General features: G+C 66.1%; 13 protein-coding genes. 8 read left to right on the forward strand and 5 right to left on the reverse strand.

The genetic code is table 11. From position 1 onward, the window contains the following. Positions 1–86: 86 nt before the first annotated feature. Positions 87–3,797: a YadA-like family protein gene (locus FAZ98_RS06400; protein ID WP_158949825.1), complete on the reverse strand. Its 3,711-nt coding sequence runs from the start codon at positions 3,795–3,797 to the stop codon at positions 87–89. 585 nt (positions 3,798–4,382) lie between these two features. Here FAZ98_RS06400 and FAZ98_RS06405 point away from each other — a divergent pair. The 4 genes from FAZ98_RS06405 to FAZ98_RS06420 all read left to right on the forward strand — a co-directional run bounded on the left by FAZ98_RS06405 (position 4,383) and on the right by FAZ98_RS06420 (position 10,380). Next, a complete protein-coding gene (locus FAZ98_RS06405; RefSeq protein WP_158949826.1) occupies positions 4,383–5,345 on the forward strand; it encodes a hypothetical protein in 963 nt (320 codons plus the stop codon). An 82-nt stretch (positions 5,346–5,427) separates the two neighbouring features. After that, positions 5,428–6,648, forward strand: coding sequence for an HlyD family efflux transporter periplasmic adaptor subunit (locus FAZ98_RS06410; protein WP_158949828.1), 1,221 nt, complete (start codon positions 5,428–5,430; stop codon positions 6,646–6,648). 1 nt (position 6,649) lies between these two features. Further along, positions 6,650–8,764 carry a peptidase domain-containing ABC transporter gene (locus FAZ98_RS06415; RefSeq protein ID WP_158949830.1) on the forward strand — a complete coding sequence of 705 codons (2,115 nt, stop codon included), beginning with the start codon at positions 6,650–6,652 and terminating at the stop codon, positions 8,762–8,764. Then, on the forward strand, positions 8,761–10,380 hold the full coding sequence (locus tag FAZ98_RS06420) for a TolC family outer membrane protein (protein ID WP_233272677.1): 1,620 nt from the start codon (positions 8,761–8,763) through the stop codon (positions 10,378–10,380). Before FAZ98_RS06415 ends, FAZ98_RS06420 begins: the two co-directional genes overlap by 4 nt. Before the next feature lie 64 nt (positions 10,381–10,444). On the opposite strand, the gene FAZ98_RS06425 is transcribed toward FAZ98_RS06420, so the two are convergent. From FAZ98_RS06425 to FAZ98_RS35335, 3 genes are all read right to left on the reverse strand, one after another. Further along, a complete protein-coding gene (locus FAZ98_RS06425) occupies positions 10,445–11,641 on the reverse strand; it encodes a urate hydroxylase PuuD (protein WP_158949832.1) in 1,197 nt (398 codons plus the stop codon). 149 nt (positions 11,642–11,790) lie between these two features. After that, positions 11,791–12,144, reverse strand: coding sequence for a hydroxyisourate hydrolase (gene uraH / locus FAZ98_RS06430; RefSeq protein WP_158949834.1), 354 nt, complete (start codon positions 12,142–12,144; stop codon positions 11,791–11,793). Between the two features lie 16 nt (positions 12,145–12,160). Then, positions 12,161–12,526 (reverse strand): hypothetical protein, encoded by a 366-nt coding sequence (locus FAZ98_RS35335; protein WP_199272343.1) that lies wholly within the window; start codon positions 12,524–12,526, stop codon positions 12,161–12,163. A gap of 195 nt (positions 12,527–12,721) precedes the next feature. Between FAZ98_RS35335 and FAZ98_RS06435 the strand changes: the two genes are divergently transcribed. Next, on the forward strand, positions 12,722–14,116 hold the full coding sequence (locus FAZ98_RS06435) for an 8-oxoguanine deaminase (RefSeq protein ID WP_158949836.1): 1,395 nt from the start codon (positions 12,722–12,724) through the stop codon (positions 14,114–14,116). Positions 14,117–14,192: 76 nt separating this feature from the next. Here FAZ98_RS06435 and FAZ98_RS06440 read toward each other — a convergent pair whose 3' ends face one another. Then, entirely contained in the window at positions 14,193–15,125 is a 933-nt protein-coding gene (locus tag FAZ98_RS06440) for a LysR substrate-binding domain-containing protein (protein WP_158949838.1), read from the reverse strand. A gap of 277 nt (positions 15,126–15,402) precedes the next feature. Between FAZ98_RS06440 and FAZ98_RS06445 the strand changes: the two genes are divergently transcribed. From FAZ98_RS06445 to FAZ98_RS06455, 3 genes are read left to right on the forward strand one after another with little or no spacing between them, the layout of a single operon-like run. Beyond that, positions 15,403–17,034: an ABC transporter ATP-binding protein gene (locus FAZ98_RS06445; RefSeq protein ID WP_158949840.1), complete on the forward strand. Its 1,632-nt coding sequence runs from the start codon at positions 15,403–15,405 to the stop codon at positions 17,032–17,034. 45 nt (positions 17,035–17,079) lie between these two features. Continuing rightward, positions 17,080–18,198, forward strand: coding sequence for an ABC transporter permease (locus tag FAZ98_RS06450; RefSeq protein ID WP_158949842.1), 1,119 nt, complete (start codon positions 17,080–17,082; stop codon positions 18,196–18,198). A 4-nt stretch (positions 18,199–18,202) separates the two neighbouring features. Beyond that, positions 18,203–19,132, forward strand: coding sequence for an ABC transporter permease (locus FAZ98_RS06455; RefSeq protein WP_158949844.1), 930 nt, complete (start codon positions 18,203–18,205; stop codon positions 19,130–19,132). Positions 19,133–19,187: the final 55 nt, after the last annotated feature.

The raw sequence follows: 19,187 nt of genomic DNA on the forward strand, positions 1-19,187 counted from the left end.
CACGGCGTTTGCCGTGGCTTTTGCGTTTGTGATGCCGCGAAACGAAGAACGATGCGGTGCGGTGACCGCATCGTTCGGCACGCCGGTTAGAACTCGTAGCCGACCTGTGCGCGCACGCCCGCGTCGCCCGTGCTCGTGACCGATACCGCGCCGTTCATGAGCCAGTGCATGCTGGTCGAGCGATACGTCACGCCGACCGCTGCGGCGCTGCCGCCCTTGTAGTAGCCGCCGCCGGCCGCGACCACGGTGCGGCCCGGACCCGAAGGCGTGAGGTTCGGCATGGCCATGGCGGCGGCCACGCCCGCGTAGGCGTTCTTCGAGACCGTATTGATCGAGCTTTGCAGCGACGAGATCTGCTGGTTGAACACGTTCGACTGCTGCGTCATGGCGCTGTTCATCTGGTTAAGATTGACGGCGTCTGTGCCGGACGTGCCCGCCTTGACGTTGACGATCTGACGCTCCGCGCCTTCCGCGCCGACCGAGACCGCGTTGTCGCGGTTCGCGATCGAGTTCGCGCCGATGGCCACCGAGTTCGTTGCCGACGCATTGGCCTTGTCGCCGATCGCGGTCGAACTGGCGCCCGTGGCGACCGCGCCGCCGCCCGCCGCGAACGCGCTTGCACCCGATGCGGCGGCAGGGCCGCTGTCCGAGTTCACCGCGACCGCCGTCGAACCCGTCGTGGCAATGTTCTGCACCATCTGGTTGATCGTGGCGACCTGCTGGTTCGTGGCATAGAGTTGCTTGCCCGTCACGGCGTCGGTGCTGGCCGCGTCGAGCGAGCCGTCTTGCAGACCGCTCAGCTTGACGTTGCCGCCCGCGGTGCTGGCGAGCGTGACCGTATCGTGCGCATTGGAGTCGTAGTGGACCGCGTTCGCGTCGGTCGCCGTGTCAGCGGTGTCGCCGGCCGCGAGGAGCGGTCGAGCGGCGGCGAGCACGCGGGGGCTCGACGCCTGTACCGCCGTGCTGTCCGATGCTGCGATGCCGTTGTTGAGCGCCGCGATGTCAGCCGTGTTCTGCGTCACGCGATTGTCGAGGTTGGCGATGGCGTCGCCGACCGTGTTGACCGTCGTGCCGCCCACCGCGTAGGACGGGGCGATGAACGCGCCCGCGGCGTTGATGCCGGCACCGCCGCCCAGCGCACCCGCGACGCTACGCAACTGGCTCACGTTGACGGCGTCAGTGTCGTCCTGGCCAGCCGCCATGTTGACGATGCGGCGCGTATTGAGCTGGCTCTGGATCGTGCTGACGGAGCCGTCCGGGTTGACGACGAGACGCTGGCTCGTGCCGTTGCTGCCGACCGAAACCGTGTTGTCCTGATTGGCCACGGAACCCGAACCCAACGCCACCGAGTCGTTCGCATTGGCGAGCGACTGGATGCCGAGCGCCACGCTGCCGCCGCCGTTCGCTTCCGTGTTCGAGCCGATGGCGATACTGCCTGCGGCGTTTGCGCGAGCCATGTCGGTCGGCGCGCTCGACCCCACCGCATTGGTCGCGCCGCGTACCTGCGAATAATAGGCGGCGGTCCGGTAGGCTCCGCCGTCCGCATCCGTGAGATCGACGCCGGAGCCCGGGGCGGCGGCGCCGACTCCGCCGGTTGCCTTCAGCAACATCGGCGACGAAACATGGAGGTCGGAAACGCCGCTCTTCTTTGAGATCAGGTCTTCCACTTGACCGACGTTCGTGGCATCGGTATCCAGAATGCCGTCAGCGACGTTGCTGATGACCGTGCCGCGCGGCAGGGCACCCGAGCTACGATCGGTGGGATCGACAAAATAGTTGCTGTTGCCTTGGCCCGGATCGAGCACGATGTGTGCGTTGGCCGTGCCAATGGTATTCGGGACGTACAGGACCGACGGATTGCTCACATTGCCGTTGGCGTCCATGATGTAGCCGCCCATTTTAAAGGCGGTCGGATCGGACGACTGCGCTTGCGCACCCCAGCCGGAAGTCACCAGCGTATTGTGGATCTTTGTGATGTCGGTCGAGACGTTGGTGACCGTTTGGCTCACGCCGTAAAGCTGCGCGCCGTTCACTGCGTCAGTGCTCGACGCGCTCAGCTCACCCGGCTTGAGATTGGTCAGCGCGACCGCCGGCGACCCCACGCCGCCCAGCGTCACCGTGGTATGCGCCGACGAGTCGTATTTCACGACATCGGTCATCTGACCATTGATGTTCGTGATCTCGCTATCCAGACTGGAAATGTCGGTCGTGTTCTGCGTGACCTTGCTGTTGGTCGCAAACAGTTGCGAACCATTGATCACATCCGTGCTGGCCGCCGTCACCTGGCCTGCCGCCACGTTCGTGATCTGACGCGCTGCCGTGGTCGTGCCAACGCTCACCACGCCAACGGGGGCGCCGCCCGCATAAGTGTAGGTCGTTCCGCCGATCACGCCGTTTGCCGTGGCCACGCCCGTGGTGTTGGCGACCGAACCCTCGCCCAGCGCGATCGAACTGGCGGCCAAAGCTTGCGCGCCCTGACCGAGCGCCGTTGAATTCGCCCCCGTCGCTTGCGCAGCCTGACCGAGCGCCGTGGCTTTTGCTGCGCTCGCCTTCGAATTGCCACCGATAGCGCTCGCGCTTGTGCCCGAAGCCGTTGCCGCGTAGCCCATTGCGGCAGCGCTGCTGGCCGCACCGGTACCATTTGCGTACGCGTTGGTGCCGAATGCCGCGTCGCCGTTGCTCAGCGTCTGCGCTGAAGCGCCGAGTGCAGCGGAGTTGAAGCCAGTCGCATTGGCCTGGTTGCCGATCGCAATTGCGTTCGTACTGCTCGAATTCGCCGATTGACCGAGCGCGATCGCGCTCGGGCCCGAGGCTCGTGCCGCGGAGCCGATCGCCGTGGCGTAGCCGCCCGTCGCGCCCGCGTTCGAGCCCACCGCCACCGTGCCCGCAGCGCTGGCCGTCGCATTCGTGCCTACGGCTGTCGCGTACTGGTTGACCGTGCCACCGCCGGATGCATTGGAGGACGCGCCCAAGGCCATGTCGCCCAGCTTGTTGGCGATGGCCCCGTTGCCCATCGCTTCGCTCCAGTCGCCCAGCGCCTTGGCATTCGACGAAAGCACCACTGAACTTTGACCCGCTGCCGTCGACGTCGAGCCGATCGACACCGAGTTGGTGCCCGATGCGAGCGCCGCCGTGCCGATTGCCGTACCGTTCACACCCGTCGCCGAAGAATCGGCGCCGGTCGAATTCACGTGGAAATACTTGACCCCTTTGTTGATAAAGTTATTGATCGTGTTGCTCAGATTCGTGACGTTCTCGTTCGTGGCGTAAAGCTGCGAGCCGTTGACCGCTTCCGTGCTGCTGGCCGCGAGCAGGCCCGGCGCAAGCTGCACGATCTTCTGGTTGCTCATGGTGACAACGCTGTCGAAGGTCGTAGGACCGTACACCATGATGCTCGCGCCTTTGAGTGCGAGCGTGCCGTTCTGATAGCCGGTAACGCGCGCGGTGGAGGCGCCGAAGCCGTAGCCACCCTTGCCGTCTCCCGCGTTGTTCAGCGAGAACGTCATGCCGTCCGTCGTACCTTTGCCGTCGGTCGAGCAGTCGAGCGCTTCGTTGCCGCCCGAGTTGCCCCACGCGTAGCCGCTCGCTCCCGAACACAGCTGAAGCGATCCCTTGCCGACGGTGCCCGGCGTAGCGGCCGCCACCATAGCCGGTGCGAGGCTTGCCGCGATTCCCGCCGCGCCGGTTGCGAGCAGGGCGATACAACGCGCGGATTTGCTGCGGGCTTTGCTGGTCTCGGGCGCGGCAACCCAGGTTTGACTGCCGTGATTCCAGACGGAACGATAGCTTCTGTTCATCTAATTACCCCGAAGGTGAGTGGTGATCGTCTCGCGTAATATATTTTGGATAACGAATTAATTGAATGAATCGGGAATCCGTCTTTCCGTTTGCGCGTGTGACCACTTTAGTTGGGGTATGTCGGAAACTGAATACGACTTTTCCGAAACTTCGCTCCAATCACGCATTGATTTTCGAGCGAATTTTCGAATTTCCGCGGACGCCGTTGGCGATATATTGGAAATAAGATTTTGGATGAGTTTATTCTCAATTATAGATTTATATTTTGGGAATTAGTCAATGATCCAAGTGAATGTGCAAAGGAGAAAACGCGATGCGAAGTCGCGTTGTTATGATCGGCTCGCCCTCAGCAATGAGGTGCTAAAACCTTAAAAAGGAAGCTAATCATGCAAAAAATCGATCGTAACCAACTCGCTGACATTCAAGCCGCAGGCGGCTGCTGCAAGTGCTGCCGCGCACCCGCACCGAAGCCGCCGGCACCGCCGGCACCGGTTCCGCGTTAATCGGTTCGGGTAACGGACAGAGGGGCTGAGGCCCCTCTGTTGTCTTTGTCGTGCCTGGCCGCACGCTTTTCGGCTTTCGTCATGTCGTCTTTCTCCGCGGCGCTTCGGCGCGGCCTGTTTCTCCTGCGCGAGCGTGCCGCGCGCATCGTGAGCCTCGCGCGTCGCAACGTGTTCGCGCGTCTGCCGTTTTCCGTCGTCGAACGTATCGCGCTGGCGAGCTGGCTCGTCCGCGCCGTCTTCGACGCGCGCCGCCGCTCAGCGGGTATCGCGCGCTACGAGGCCGGTCTCGCCGACGTGGCGTTGGCGCGCCGCGAGGCATTGCGCACCATGAGCGCCAACGTGCGCGAAGCCCTGTTCGACGAACGGCTGTATGCCGGCCGCCAACTCCAGCGCGACGCGTGGCCCGACTTACGCGCCGCCGCGGGCGAGCTTGCCGCGCGCATCCGGCAAATCCGCCGCGCCGACCCCACACGGCCCGTGATCCTCTCGCCGTTTCACTACCTCTCGCAGTACGCCAACATTTACGTGATCGACGAAGTGCGCAGGCGGCTCGGGCTCGAAACGATCTCGGTCGTGTCGGGCGTGCCACGCGACGTCTACGGCAATGACGCGGCCATGATTCCCTCGGTGCAGGTCTTGTACACCTATGACGAGAATGGCAAGGAAAGCCGTAACGGACTGGGGCTGCGTGTGGCGCGCGCGCTGCGCCGCGACGGGGTGGCCGTGATATTCGCCGACGTGCCGCCGTTCGCCTTTGCAAAATTTCCGATGGAAACCGTCGGCGTCACGATGCGAGGCCGTCATGCGCGCATCCACAACGGCGTGTTCCGGCTCGGCGCGCCGTTCGACGCCTGGTTGTTGCCGTTCTATCTGCACTTCGAGAAACGGCGCTTCGGTGTGCGCGTGTTCGATCCCGTCGCGCTCGCCCATGACGACGCACCGCAGCGCGTAGCCGACAACATAGTCGTAGCGTGCCGCGAAAACTACCCGCACTGGCTGTTCGCGGGGCATCCCTCGACCTATCACTTCGCGCCAACGCGCTGAGCCTGGCGCGGCACGCCGTTTCGATAAAAAAGCATCCATCACACGCAAGGCCGGATCCACCGGCCGCGGGGACCGTATCAACATGGAACCGACCTATCTGCCCGAGTTCCGGGACATCCGTTGGCGCTGGATCGGCTATGGCGCCTCGGCGCTCGTCGTGCTCGGCACGGCGTTCGCATTCACGCAGGACATCGAACGCAAGCAGGACGTACGCTGCGAAATCGTCTCGCCTTCCGAGATCAAGGTGCAGGGCGAGAGCGGGCTGGTCGCCGCGATCTACGTGCAACCGCCCGCGCGCGTGGAAGCCGGACAGCCGCTGTTCCGGCTCGAACGCGATTTGTCGCTCGCCCGCGGCGGCCTGCGTCGCGACGCCTTCGACGCCCAGGTTCGCGACGAAGCTCGCCGTGCCGCCGACGCGCGCTACGCGCAGCAACGCGTCGACCTGAACGCCCAACTCGCAACGGCGCGTTCGGGCGAAGCGAGCCGCCGCGCGGAGCTTGCCGAGCTCGACGTGCAAGGCGCGCAAAACGTGCAGTTGATCGCCGAATCCGGGCGCAAGCTGGCGCGGCTCTCCACGGTGTCGGATTACGTCACGGCCGACCGGATCGAGCAGGCACGCGCAGATTTGCATCAAAGCCACATCGCGCGCGCGGAGTCGGCGGCGCGCCGTCAGCAGACGCTTGCCGCCATCGCCGATCTGCGCAACACGCAAACGGCGCTCACCGCGCAACTGGGTGAGCTCGAGGCGGGTCACGCGCGCGATCTTCAGGATGCCGATGCGCGCTTCGAGCAAACGCGCCGCGACGCCACCATTTCCGCGCCGAAGCGCGGCGTCGTCACGTTCTCGCGGCTCGTGCCGGGCAGCATGCTGCAAGCCTCCGACATCGCCATGGTGATCGTCACCGACTCGGCGCAGCCGCTGCGCGCGGAGCTGCGTATTCCGTCGCGTCGTCGCGGCTTCGTGCGCGAAGGGCAAATCGTGCATCTGAAGTTCGACGCGTTTCCCTACGCCAAATTCGGCAGCTACGAAGCGCGCATCGACTCGATCTCGCGCACGACGGTCGGCGCCGCGGCGCCAGCCCCCACGCCGGGCGTGGACGCCGCGGCAAAACCGGGCGCGGACGCCGCCGATCAAGGCGACGCGTACGTTGCATGGGTCACGCTGCGCGGCCGCACATTCGATTACGGCAACCAACGGTTCGACATTCTGCCGGGCATGCAGGCGACGGCGAGCATTGTCGTCGAACGCCGCACGATCGCGGAATGGGTGCTCGAACCGCTCTTCAAGATCATGCGAGGCTGAGATGCGCGTCATATACCAGAATGAAGTGGCCGAATGCGGTTACGCGTGCCTCGCGATGGTGCTCGCGCACTTCGGGCGCGCCACCGAAGTACGCGAACTGTCCGCCTTTCGGCCGATCTCGGCCAACGGGCTCACGCTGATGGACCTGTACGACGTGGCCATCGACTTCGGCCTCGACGTGCAGGCGTTCCGCTTCGAGCCCGCGCAGGTCACGCAGATCAAGCGCGGTTCGATCGTGCATTTCGGCGGCGCGCATTTCATCGTCATCGAACGTTGCACGCGCAACTACGTGAAGTTGATCGATCCGGCGGTGGGGCGCCGGCGCATCGCGATGGACGTGTTTCTCGCCAATGTCTCGGGCTATCTGATCGAATGCGCGCCCACGGCGGCGCTGCCGCGCATCAAGAAGCCCATGCGCGTGCCCGCCGCGCTCGCGCGGCTGCGCCAGCTCAACCCGCAGATGCACGGGCAGGTGGCGAAGATTCTCTTCGTCGCGCTCGGCAGCCAGTTCGCGATCCTCGCACAGCCGTATCTGGGCGCCTTCGTGCTCGACAACGTGGTCGCCGAAGACAACCTGAATCTGCTCAACGTGCTCGTGCTCACCTTCGCGGGTATCTTCGCGATCGGCGCGATCAGCCAGTACGTGCAGGGCACGCTCGTCGAACTGCTGCATGCGCTCGTGAGCGTGAACGCGAGGCAAGGGCTGCTCGCGCACCTGCTGCGCGTGCCGATCGCCTACTTCGAAAAGCGTCACGTGGGCGACGTGTTCGCGCGCGTCAAGGCGCAGGACGAAGTCAACGGTTTCGCGACGCGCGCGGCCGTGTCGTTTTATATCGACGTGGCCGTGGGCTTGCTGGCCGCCTTGCTGATGTTCGTGCAGAGCGCGCAGCTCTCGTTCGTCGTGCTCGGCGTCTTCGCGCTGTATCTGCTGGTGTCGGGGGCGATGTTCGCGTCGATGTGGGAGATCCACGCGCGCGTGTTTCAGGAAGCCGCGCGCTGCGACGACGCGCTGATCGAAACCGTGCGGTCCGCCTCGCTCATCAAGCTGTCGCAAGGCGAAACGCGCCGCGTCGCGCGCTATATGGAGCAGTTCCGCGCCTATGCGTCGGTGGCGTTGCGCAGCAACCGGCTGAGCGCCACGCGCGACGCCGTGCTCAAGTTGATCGGCTACGCGGAAACGCTGCTGGTCGCGTGGCTGGCCGCGCGGCTCATGCTGGGCGGCGCGATCTCGGTGGGCGTGTTCTATTCGTTCATGATCTACAAGACGCTGTTTTCGGAGCGGTTCGCGCATGCCATCAACACGGGATTTTCGTATTTCATGCTGAGCGTACCGGTCGCGCGCGTGGACGACATCGCGCAAACCGAAGCTGAACGCTACACGCCGCTCGCCGACATGCACAAGACCGTCGAGGTGCGGCGCTTCGAGCGGATCAGCGTGCGCGGCGTCACGTTCGCTTATGGCGTGTCCGATCAGCCGGTGCTCAAGCACGCGAGCATGGAAATTGCCCGCGGCGACAAAATCGTGATCACCGGTCCCTCGGGCGCGGGCAAGTCGACGCTCTTCAAGCTGCTCGCGGCGGCCGAGGCGCCGCAAGCGGGCGAGTTGCGGCTCAACGGCATTGCGTGGCCGAATTTGTCCGTCGACGAAATTCGCCGGCACGCCACGCATATGCGCCAGGGCGACATCATCCTGTACGGCTCGATCGCCGACAACGTCTCGCTGTTCGAAGGCAACGCCGACGAAGCGCGCATCCACGCGCTGCTAGAAGCCGTCGGTCTGCTCGACGACGTCATGCGTCTGCCCATGCGCACGCGCACGATGATCAGCGACTCCGCCGCCAATATTTCGGCGGGGCAGCGCCAGCGTCTGCTGCTGGCGCGCGCGCTGTATCAGCCGCGCGAATTGCTGCTGCTCGACGAACCCACCTCGAATCTCGACCCCGTCGCGGTGAGGCAGATCGCGGCGCTGTTGCGCGGGCTCGATCGCACGGTCGTCGTCATCACGCACGACACGGCGATGGCCGAAGGCTTCGACCGCCATTACCGGCTCGTCGACGGCGCGTTCGTGCCCGTCGATCCGCGCCATGCGAGCGCGGTCATGGAGGTGCCGGCATGACGCGGCTGCACGCCATGGCCTTATCGGCGCTGCTCGTCTGGGCGTGGCCGGCGGCCCATGCCCATGCCGCCGATCTGCTCGGTATCGTCGAGACCACGCTCGATCGCGATGCCACGCTCGCGGCGGCGCGCGATGCCGCCCGCGCGGCGCAGCAAGCCGTGCCGAGAGCGCGTGCGGGTTTGCTGCCGAGCGTGCAGGGCGGTTGGGGCCGCTCGTACAACCGCATCGCGATGGACGATTTCCCGACCACGCACTACTGGCAGAACGGCTGGACGGTCGCGCTCACGCAGCCGCTCTTCGACTGGTCGCGCTGGACGGCTTACCGGCAGGCCGATTACGTGGCCGCGCGCGGCACGCTCCAGGCGGCGAGCGCGATGCAGGACGCGATCCTCGCGGCGTCGCAAGCCTACTTCGACGTGCTCGCGGCCGAAGACGAACTCGCGCGCGCCAGCGACTATCTGCATGCGCTCGACGCGCATCTCGCGCTGATACAGCGCGCGAAGGCGGCGGGCGAGGCCACGCTCGTCGACGTGCGCGAAGGCGAGGCGAGCCGCGCGCAGGCGCAGTTGCAGAGGCTCGACGCGCAAAGCCAGTTGCGTCTCGCGCGCGCCGCGCTCGAGCGTCTCGCGGGCGCGAATGCCGGAGCGCTCGCGCGCTTGCCCGCGCAGGCGAGCGCACCCGCGCTGCAGCCCGCCGACGTCGAACCGTGGGTCACGCAGGCCGAGGCGCACGGTTACGCCGTTCAGGTCGCCGACGTCGCGCTGACGATCGCGAAGTTCGATACCGAAAAAGCGCGCGCGGGCCACTTTCCGAGCGTCGACCTGCAGATCACGCACACGCCGGCGGGCGCGGGCGGCGGCTACTCGCGCCCGACCACCACGACCACGGGCATGGCATTCGTCACGATTCCCGTGTTCAGCGGCGGCGAGACCACGGCGCGCGTGAACGAAGCGAAGGCGCTCGAAGACAAGGCGCGCGACGAACTCGAAGCGGCCGCGCGCGACGCCGCCGCGAATGCGCGCGACGGCTGGCTGCGCGTGGCAATGGGGCGAGAGCGCGTCGCCACGCTCGCGCAACTCGTTCAGCGCAACGAGACCTCGCTGGAGGCGACGCGCATCGGGTTCGGCGCGGGCAGCCGCACCAGCACCGACATCCTGCGCGCGACTGAAGCGCTCTATGCGAGCCGGCGCGACGCGATCCGCGCGCGCTACGACGCGGTGCTCGCGCTGCTGCGTTTGCTGGCCCAAACGGCGACGCTCGATCTCGACGAAGTCGCGCGCATCAACACGCAGTTGTTCGCGGGCGGCGCGGCACGAAGCGAGCCGCCGCCGGTTCAGACGCCGGTGCGGATGCCGGTCGCGCCCGCGAAGCGCGAGGCCGTCGTCCCGCGCGCGACCGCTGCCGCTGTGGGGCCGGTTCCCACAACGCAAGCCGTCGCGCGCGCTGCGCCGCAAGTGACGGCGGTGCCGCCAGTGAAACAAGCACCACCAGTGCCGCTAATGACGCAAGCCGCGCCGGTCCCCACAGTGAAGCAGGCGCCGCCCGTGCCGACCTCGGCGGAGATACTGCCCGCCGCGTCCGCGGCGCCGTCCACCTACGCGCCTATCGTCCCCTGAACCGCCATGAAAAAAGGCCCGAAGCGCAACCGGCTTCGGGCCTTCTCGTCGAGCGGCGAACGCGTTATTCCACCTTCGCGCCGCCCTGGAACCACGCGGCGATCTTCTGCCGTTCATCGTCGGTCATGTGCGTCACGTTGCCGAGCGGCATAGCCTTGAGCGTCACGGATTGCTGATACAGCCGCTGCGCGTTCTGCGAGATCTCGGCGGGCGTGTCGAACATCACGCCGGCGGGCGCGGCGCCCATCATCGTCGGATGCGCGGAGTGACAGGCCACGCAGCGCTGTTGCAGGATCGGCTGGATGTCGGCGAGCTTGACGGCCGGCATGTTCGCGGCTTCGGCTTGCGGCACGACCGGGCGCGGCAGCGTCCATACGAGCGCGACGAACATCAGCGCCACGCCGCCGATCGGCAGATACCAGAGCTGCTGGCCGCGATGGCGCATCACGAAGAACTGGCGAATCAGCGCGCCGGCCAGCATGATCACCACGAGCACGGCCCAGTTGTACGCATGCGCGTAAGTCATGGCGTAGTGGTTCGAGAGCATCGCGAACACCACGGGCAGCGTGAAGTAGGTGTTGTGCACCGAACGCTGCTTGCCGCGCTTGCCGTAGATGGGGTTCGGCACCTCGCCCTTGAGCATGGCCGCCACCATCTTGCGCTGGCCCGGAATGATGACGAAGAACACGTTCGCCGACATGATCGTCGCGAGCATCGCGCCCATGATCAGATACGCGGCGCGGCCCGAGAAAATGTGGCACGCGAGATACGCGGCGATCACCACGTAAATGCCCACGCACACGCCGAGCAGCCTGTCTTTCGCACCGAGCATGCGGCACAGCGAGTCGTACACGATCCAGCCCGCGGCGAGGAAGCCGAGCGCCGAGAAGATCGCCACCACCGGACCCATGTCGAGCACGTTCTTGTCGATGAGATACGTGTTCGGCGCCATCAGGTACAGCACCGTGAACAGCGAAGCGCCGGAGAGCCACGTGGTGTACGACGGCCATTTCGACCAGTGCAGATCGTCGGGCATTTCGGGCGGCGCGACGGTGTACTTCTGCATGTTGTAGAAGCCGCCGCCGTGCACATGCCACAGTTCGCCGAACACGCCGCGGCGGCGCTGGTTCGGGTCCGTGGGCGGTTTGAGGCTGTTGTCGAGCGCGACGAAATAGAACGATTCGCCGATCCAGGCGATCGCGGCGATGACGTGGAACCAGCGCAGCGCGAGGTTCAGCCAGTCGGTGATAAAGCCTTCCATGAAACTCCTCCACTCCTGATGCATTGCGCGCGCGAACAAGACCGCGCGAATCGCGGGGTAGGCGCGCCGGGCCGCTCACGGTTTGACGTGGGCCGAAGCGCTGCCGTTGTTGTTGGTATCGATAGAAATGCGTGCCTGGACGCAGTCGCTCAACTGCCGCGATACGTGCTGTACGACCACGGCGAAACCAGCAGCGGCACGTGGTAGTGCGCGGCCGCGTCGGCGATGCCGAAGCGCAGCACCACGCGATCGACGAAGCGCGGTTCCGGCACGTTCGCCCCGAGCGCGGCGAAGTAGGCGCCGGCATGGAACACGAGTTCGTATTCGCCCGCGACCAGCGCTTCGGCTTCGAGCAGCGGCGCGTCGCAGCGGCCGTCGTGATTGGTGGTGACGGTCTTGAGCGCGCGGCGCGCGTCGCCGTCGAGCGCGTACAACTCGACCTTGATGCCCGCGCCGGGGCGGCCGTTTGCGGTGTCGAGCACGTGGGTAGTCAGCTTGCCCATTCGCAGTTTTCCTTGGTCAGTGCTTGTGCGATTGCGAGGTTTCGGCGGCGCCCGATCCCTCGATGCAAAAAACTGCATCGGCGGCGGATCGAGGCTCCACGTCAGTGGCTACATACCCGTCGGCGGATCGAAGCGAGCGCCGTGAACGCATTTTAAGAACGATCGTTGCCGCCGGGCGCGAGCGATAGGAAAGATAAGACTCGCCGCATAAGGGTTGTGCCGGAGGCGCGCCGCCCGGCAGCGCCATTGCGCCCCACATTCTTGATGCCATGACCCGATCGTAGCGCCGCCAAAAATCGACCTTTATATGCGTGGCGTGAATGTGGGTATCGCAACGGCGCGAATTGCCACGATTTTTTTGGCTACCGATCGTAGCGGTCATGCGCAGCGCGTGCTGCGCGTCCCGAAGACGGCGCAGCGGTGTTTCACCGTGCGCCGGGTAACCGGGCCTGCGGCGTCCTTGCCAGGACGCGTCGGCGCCGGATTTCGGATGAGCCGTCGGTGTGGCAAGGGCGTCCTTCACAGGCTGCGCGCGTCGATCCAGGGCGCGCGGCACGACACGGAGCGAATGAGGACGATGGAACACACACGCACACAAGCGGCGCCAGGCGGCGCGCGAACGCTGCTGCTGAAAAACGCCGCCATGCTGTTGACGATGGACGCGGCACGGCGCGAGATACGCGACGGCGGCCTCTATATCGAAGGCAACCGCATTGTCGCGGTTGGACCGACGAGCGAATTGCCCGCCACGGCGGACGAGGTGATCGACGCGAGCGGCCTGATCGTCACACCGGGCCTCGTCAACACGCATCACCACATGTATCAGAGCCTCACGCGCGCCGTGCCCGCCGCGCAGGACGCCGAGCTGTTCGGCTGGCTCACGAGTCTGTACAAGGTGTGGGCGCATCTCACGCCCGAGATGATCGAGGTGTCGACGCTCACGGCGATGGCGGAATTGCTGCTCTCGGGCTGCACCACGTCGAGCGACCATCTTTACATCTATCCGAACGGCAGCCGTCTCGACGACAGCATTCGCGCCGCGCAGCGCATCGGCATGCGTTTTCATGCGAGCCGCGGCAGCATGAGCGTCGGGCAGAAGGACGGCGGCTTGCCGCCCGATTCGGTGGTCGAGCGCGAGGACGCGATTCTCGCCGACACGCAACGCCTGATCGAGACGTATCACGACGCGGGCCGTTACGCGATGCTGCGCGTCGTGGTCGCGCCGTGCTCGCCGTTTTCGGTGAGCCGCGACCTGATGCGCGAGTCGGCGGTGCTGGCGCGGCACTACGGCGTATCGATGCATACGCATCTCGCCGAGAACGTCAACGACATCGCCTATAGCCGCGAGAAGTTCGGCATGACACCGGCGCAATATGCCGAAGACCTCGGCTGGGTCGGCCGCGACGTGTGGCATGCGCACTGCGTCCAGCTCGACGATCACGGCATCGGCCTGTTCGGGCGCACGGGCACCGGCATCGCGCATTGTCCGTGCTCGAACATGCGGCTTGCATCGGGTATTGCGCCCGTGAAGAAGATGCGGCTCGCGGGCGTGCCGGTCGGCCTCGGGGTGGACGGCTCGGCCTCGAACGACGGTGCGCAGATGATCGGCGAGGCGCGTCAGGCCATGCTGCTCGCGCGCGTGGGCTTCGGCCCCGACGCGATGACGGCGCGCGAAGCGCTCGAGATCGCCACGCGGGGCGGCGCGCGGGTGCTGGGCCGCGACGATATCGGCGCGCTCGAGCCCGGCATGGCCGCCGACTTCGTGGCGTTCGATCTGCGCACGCCGCAGTTCGCGGGCGCGCTGCACGATCCGGTCGCGGCGCTGGTGTTCTGCGCGCCGTCACAGGTCGCGCTGAACGTGATCGACGGCCGCGTGGTGGTGAAGGACGGCGTGCTGCAAACGCTGGAACTCGGGCCGGTGATCGAGCGGCACAACGGGCTCGCCGCGCAGCTCGCGAATCTGGCGCGTTAGCGGGAAGGGGAGCGTTTCGCGCGCAACCCGCCGCGCCTGTGAAAAGAGCCGCGCTCAGGCGGCTCTTGCGGGCGGATCAAGGCTTGTCGATCAGCGTTTTGGTGGCCTCGGCGACGAGGCTGCGCAGCCAGCGCACTTCGTCGGAGTAATGGCAGCGCTCGTGCCACAGCTGGTAGTACTGCATCGGCGGAAAGTCGAGCGGCGCCGGCACGACCGTGAGCGGCAGGAAGCGCGCGTAGTGATCGGCGAACAGGCGCGTGGTCGTGAAGATCAGATCCGACTTGATGAGCACGTACGGCGCGAGATTGAAGTACGGCAGCGTGACGACCACGTGGCGCTTGAGGCGCTCGCGCGCGAGATGCACGTCGATGGCGCCGCGCTGGCCCACGGAGTAGGGCGTGGGCGCGAGATGCGGCGCGTTGAGGTACTGGTCGAGCGTGAGGCCGCCGCGCTTGGCGAACGGATGCGTGTTGCTCATCAGGCACACGATCTGGTCGACGAACAGATTCGAGAGGTGCAGCTGCTCGGGCGGTTCGGGCCAGTTACCGATGACGATGTCGAGCTTGCCCTCCTCGAGCGCGAGTTCGTAGTCGAACGCGGGCCCGAGCGAATGGAATTCGAGCGTGGCATTGGGCGCGGCCTGGCGGAAGCGCTCGACCACGGTGGGCACGAACAGCACGTTGAGATAGTCGGGGCAGCCGATGCGGTAACAGCGGATAGACGTGGCCGGATCGAAATTGTGCTGCTGGAAGCGGATGCGCTCGATTTCGCGCAGCGCGTTCTGCACTGGTTCGAGCAGGCGCAGGCCGTACTCCGTGGGCACCATGCCGGACTTGCCGCGCACGAGTAGCGGGTCGCCGGTGATGTCGCGCAGGCGCCGCAAGGCGGCGCTGATGGCGGGTTGCGACTGGTTGAGCTTGACGGCGGCGCGGGTGACGCTGCGCTCCATCAGAAGGGTGTGCAAGACGCGCAAAAGATACGTGTCGATCGCCTCGCGTTGCTGACTCATGAACTCTCCGAATTATATGTTCTGGCTGATCGATGGGCTTCGTGGGTATATGGTTTTTAATATGGACAAAAAGGGCCGTCAAGCGGGGCTTTCTACGGATACGCGCCGTGCCGATGCGCGATGCGTGCCTTGCGGCAACGCGGATTTTTGATGGCTCGACGTTCTGGTACCCAACAGGTATCGTCACCCGGCACGGCCGCGCTTCTGTGGGAAACCACGCGAACGGCTGCAAGAAAAACGGCAAGCGAACAGCAATAACGTACTACGGCGGAACTTCATGGGCGATTCTTCTCTAGACGCGGCATCGGCCGAAACGCGGCGCAATAGCGTCCCGCGGCTCGCGCTCACCGGCATCACGAAGCAGTATCCCGCCGTGCGCGCCAACGACGACGTGACGCTCACGGTCGCGCCCGGCGAGATCCACGCGTTGCTCGGCGAAAACGGCGCGGGCAAGAGCACGCTCATGAAGATCGTCTACGGCGCGGTGCGGCCCGACGCGGGCGAGATCCGCTGGGAAGGCCAGCCGGTGGAGATCGCGAGCCCGGCGGCCGCGCGCAAGCTCGGCATCGGCATGGTGTTCCAGCATTTTTCGCTGTTCGAAACGCTGACGGTGGGCGAAAACATCGCGCTCTCGCTCGACGAGCCGTTCGATCTCAAGGCGCTGGCCGCGCGCATTCGCGAGGTGTCGGGGCAGTACGGGCTCGACGTCGATCCGCAGCGCCACGTGCACAGCCTCACCGTGGGCGAGCGCCAGCGCGTGGAAATCGTGCGCTGCCTGCTGCAAAACCCACGGCTCCTCATCATGGACGAGCCCACTTCCGTGCTCACGCCGCAGGCGGTGCGCAAGCTGTTCGGCACGCTGCGGCGGCTCGCCTCGGAAGGCTGCAGCATTCTCTATATCAGCCACAAGCTCGACGAAATTCAGGAACTCTGCGACACGGCCACGGTGCTGCGCGGCGGCAAGGTCACGGGCCACGTCACGCCGCGCGACGAAACTCACGCGTCGCTCGCGCGGCTCATGGTTGGCCGCGAGTTGCCCGATTACACACGCCGCGCCCACACGCCCGGCGACGTGCTGCTCGACGTGAAGGATCTGTCGATGCCGAGCGACGACCCGTTCGGCACCTCGCTCGCCAGCGTTTCGTTCGGCGTGCACGCGGGCGAAATTCTGGGCATTGCCGGCGTATCGGGTAACGGTCAGGCCGAATTGCTGGCCGCGCTTTCGGGCGAAGCGCAGGCGGGCCGCCATCACGTGGCCGCCGGCGCCGTGACGATCTGCGGCAAGCCCGCGGGCCGTCTCCCGGCGGGCGCGCGGCGCAAGCTCGGCTTCGCGTTCGTGCCGGAAGAGCGGCTCGGTCGCGGCGCGGTCCCGGCGATGTCGCTCTCGGAAAACGCGCTGCTCACGGCGCATCGCGAAGGCATGGTGCGTTCGGGCTGGCTCAAGACCGGTGCGATGCGGGCGTTCGCCGAGCGCTGCATCGGCGCGTTCGACGTGCGCTGCGGCGGCCCCGATGCGCTCGCGCAAAGTCTGTCGGGCGGCAATCTGCAGAAGTTCATTGTTGGCCGCGAGATCCTGCAAACGCCGAAAGTGCTCGTGGTCGCGCAACCCACGTGGGGCGTCGACGTGGGCGCGGCGGCGTTCATTCGCCAGCAGTTGCTCGATCTCTCGGCGCGCGGCGTGGCGATTCTCGTGATCTCCGAAGAACTCGAGGAACTGTTCGACATCTGCGATCGCATTGCCGTGCTCGCGGGCGGACGTCTCTCCCCGGCGCGCTTGACGGGCGAGACCAACGCCGAGGAAATCGGCCGCTGGATGGCGGGGCTGTTCGGCGAGCGCGCGGCGCAGGACGGCGGCCCGGGCAATCGTCAGGATAACGAACCGCCTGCGCAATCCGTCGCGCACGCCTGAATTCGGGCACGACTGAATCACAAGACCGACCACCCACTGCACGCCATGATCTTTCCGTATCGACTCGAAGCTCGCACGGCGCCCTCGCGCACGGTGCGCATTGCCGTGCCGCTGATTGCCGCGGCGCTCACGCTCGCCATCGGCTTCCTGATTTTCGGCCTCGTGGGCCGCGATCCCGTGCAGGCGATGCACGCGTTCTTCATCGAACCGCTCTCGAGCGTCAACGGCTGGAGCGAACTGCTGCTCAAGGCGTCGCCGCTTTGCCTGATCGCGCTCGGTCTCGCGGCCGGGTATCGCGCGAACGTCTGGAACATAGGCGCGGAAGGCCAGATGGTGCTCGGCGGCATCGCGGCGAGCGGCGTGGCGATTTACTTCGACCAGGCCTCGGGCTGGTGGATCCTGTTCCTCATGATGATCGCGGGCGTGCTCGGCGGCATGGCATGGGCGGCGATTCCCGCCTGGCTCAAAAGCCGCTTCAACACCAACGAAATTCTCGTGAGCCTGATGCTCACCTACGTGGCCACGCAACTGCTGATCTGGCTCGTGAGCGGTCCGTGGCGCGATCCGCAGGGCATGAACTTTCCGCTTTCGGAGATGTTCAGCGGCGACGCGCTGTATCCCACCTTCGGCGGCGACTGGCGTATTCACTGGCTGCGCGGCACGCGCCTGAACGCGTCGATTTTTCTCACGCTCGCGGCCATTCCGCTCGTGTGGCTGTTCATGCGCCGCAGCTTCGCCGGTTATCGCATGAGCGTAGGCGGTCTCGCGCCGCTGGCCGCGCGCTATGCCGGTTTCTCGGAGAAGAAAACCATCTGGACGTCGCTGCTGCTCTCGGGCGGTCTCGCGGGGCTCGCGGGCATGGGCGAGATCGCGGGACCGATCGGCCAGTTGCAGGCCACGTGGTCGCCGGGCTACGGGTTCACGGCGATCATCGTCGTGTTCGTCGGGCGGCTGCATCCGGTGGGCATCGTGCTCGCGAGTCTGCTGATGGCGCTGCTCTATCTCGGCGGCGAAGCGGTGCAGACCTCGCTGCAACTGCCGCAGGCGCTCTCGGGCGTGTTCCAGGGCTTGCTGCTCTTCTGCCTGCTGGGCGCGGATCTGTTCGTGAACTATCGCGTGCGCCGCCGTCATGCCCTCATCGACACCACCACGAAACAAGCCTAACGCCATGGATATCCAGCAAGCCAGTTCGCTCGCGTCGAGCGCCGTCACCGCCGCCATTCCGCTGATGTTCGCGGGCGTGGGCGAACTCGTCACGGAAAAGTCGGGCGTGCTCAACCTCGGCGTCGAAGGCATGATGCTGATGGGCGCCGTGACCGGCTACGCCGTCACCACGATCACGGGCAGTCCGTGGCTCGGCCTGCTCGCGGGCATGGGCGCGGGCGTGGCGATGGCGCTGCTGTTCGGCTTTCTCACGCTTACCATGCTGGCGAACCAGGTCGCCACCGGGCTTTCGCTGACGATCTTCGGCGTGGGTTTGTCCGCGTACGTGGGCAAGCCGTACACCTCGGCCGCGACCTCGGCAACGATCGCCGCCTGGCCGATTCCGGGCCTCTCGCACCTGCCCGTGCTCGGGCCCGCGCTGTTCAACCTCACGCCGGTGGACTATCTCGCGTTCGTCATGTTCGCCGTGGTCGGCTGGTTCCTCTATCGCACGCGCGCCGGGCTCGTGCTGCGCTCCGTTGGCGAGTCGCCGCAGGTCGCGCATTCGGTGGGCTTTCCCGTGATCGGCGTGCGCTACGGCGCGACCGCATTCGGCGGCGCGATGGCCGGGCTCGCGGGCAGCTATTACTCGGTCGTGCAACTGCATTTGTGGCAGGAGCAGATCACGGCCGGGCGCGGCTGGATCGCGCTCGCGCTGGTGGTGTTCGCCACGTGGCGTCCGGGCCGCCTGTTGATCGGCGCGCTGCTGTTCGGCGCGGTCACGGGCGCGCAGTTCTATGCGCAGGCCATTGGCGTGCCGGTGCCCACGCAGTTCCTCGCCATGCTGCCGTACGTCGCCACCGTGGTGGTGCTCGTGCTCATCTCGCGCAACCCGAACACCATTCGACTGAACGCGCCGGCCTCGCTCGGCAAGCCGTTCTTTGGCGCCGCCTAGGTGGGGCCGCCCAGGTGGGGCCGCCCAGGTCATTGATTGCATTCGCCGCTTTATC

Origin of the sequence: Paraburkholderia acidisoli (assembly GCF_009789675.1) — a bacterium.
GTDB classification, from domain to species: Bacteria; Pseudomonadota; Gammaproteobacteria; order Burkholderiales; family Burkholderiaceae; genus Paraburkholderia; species Paraburkholderia acidisoli.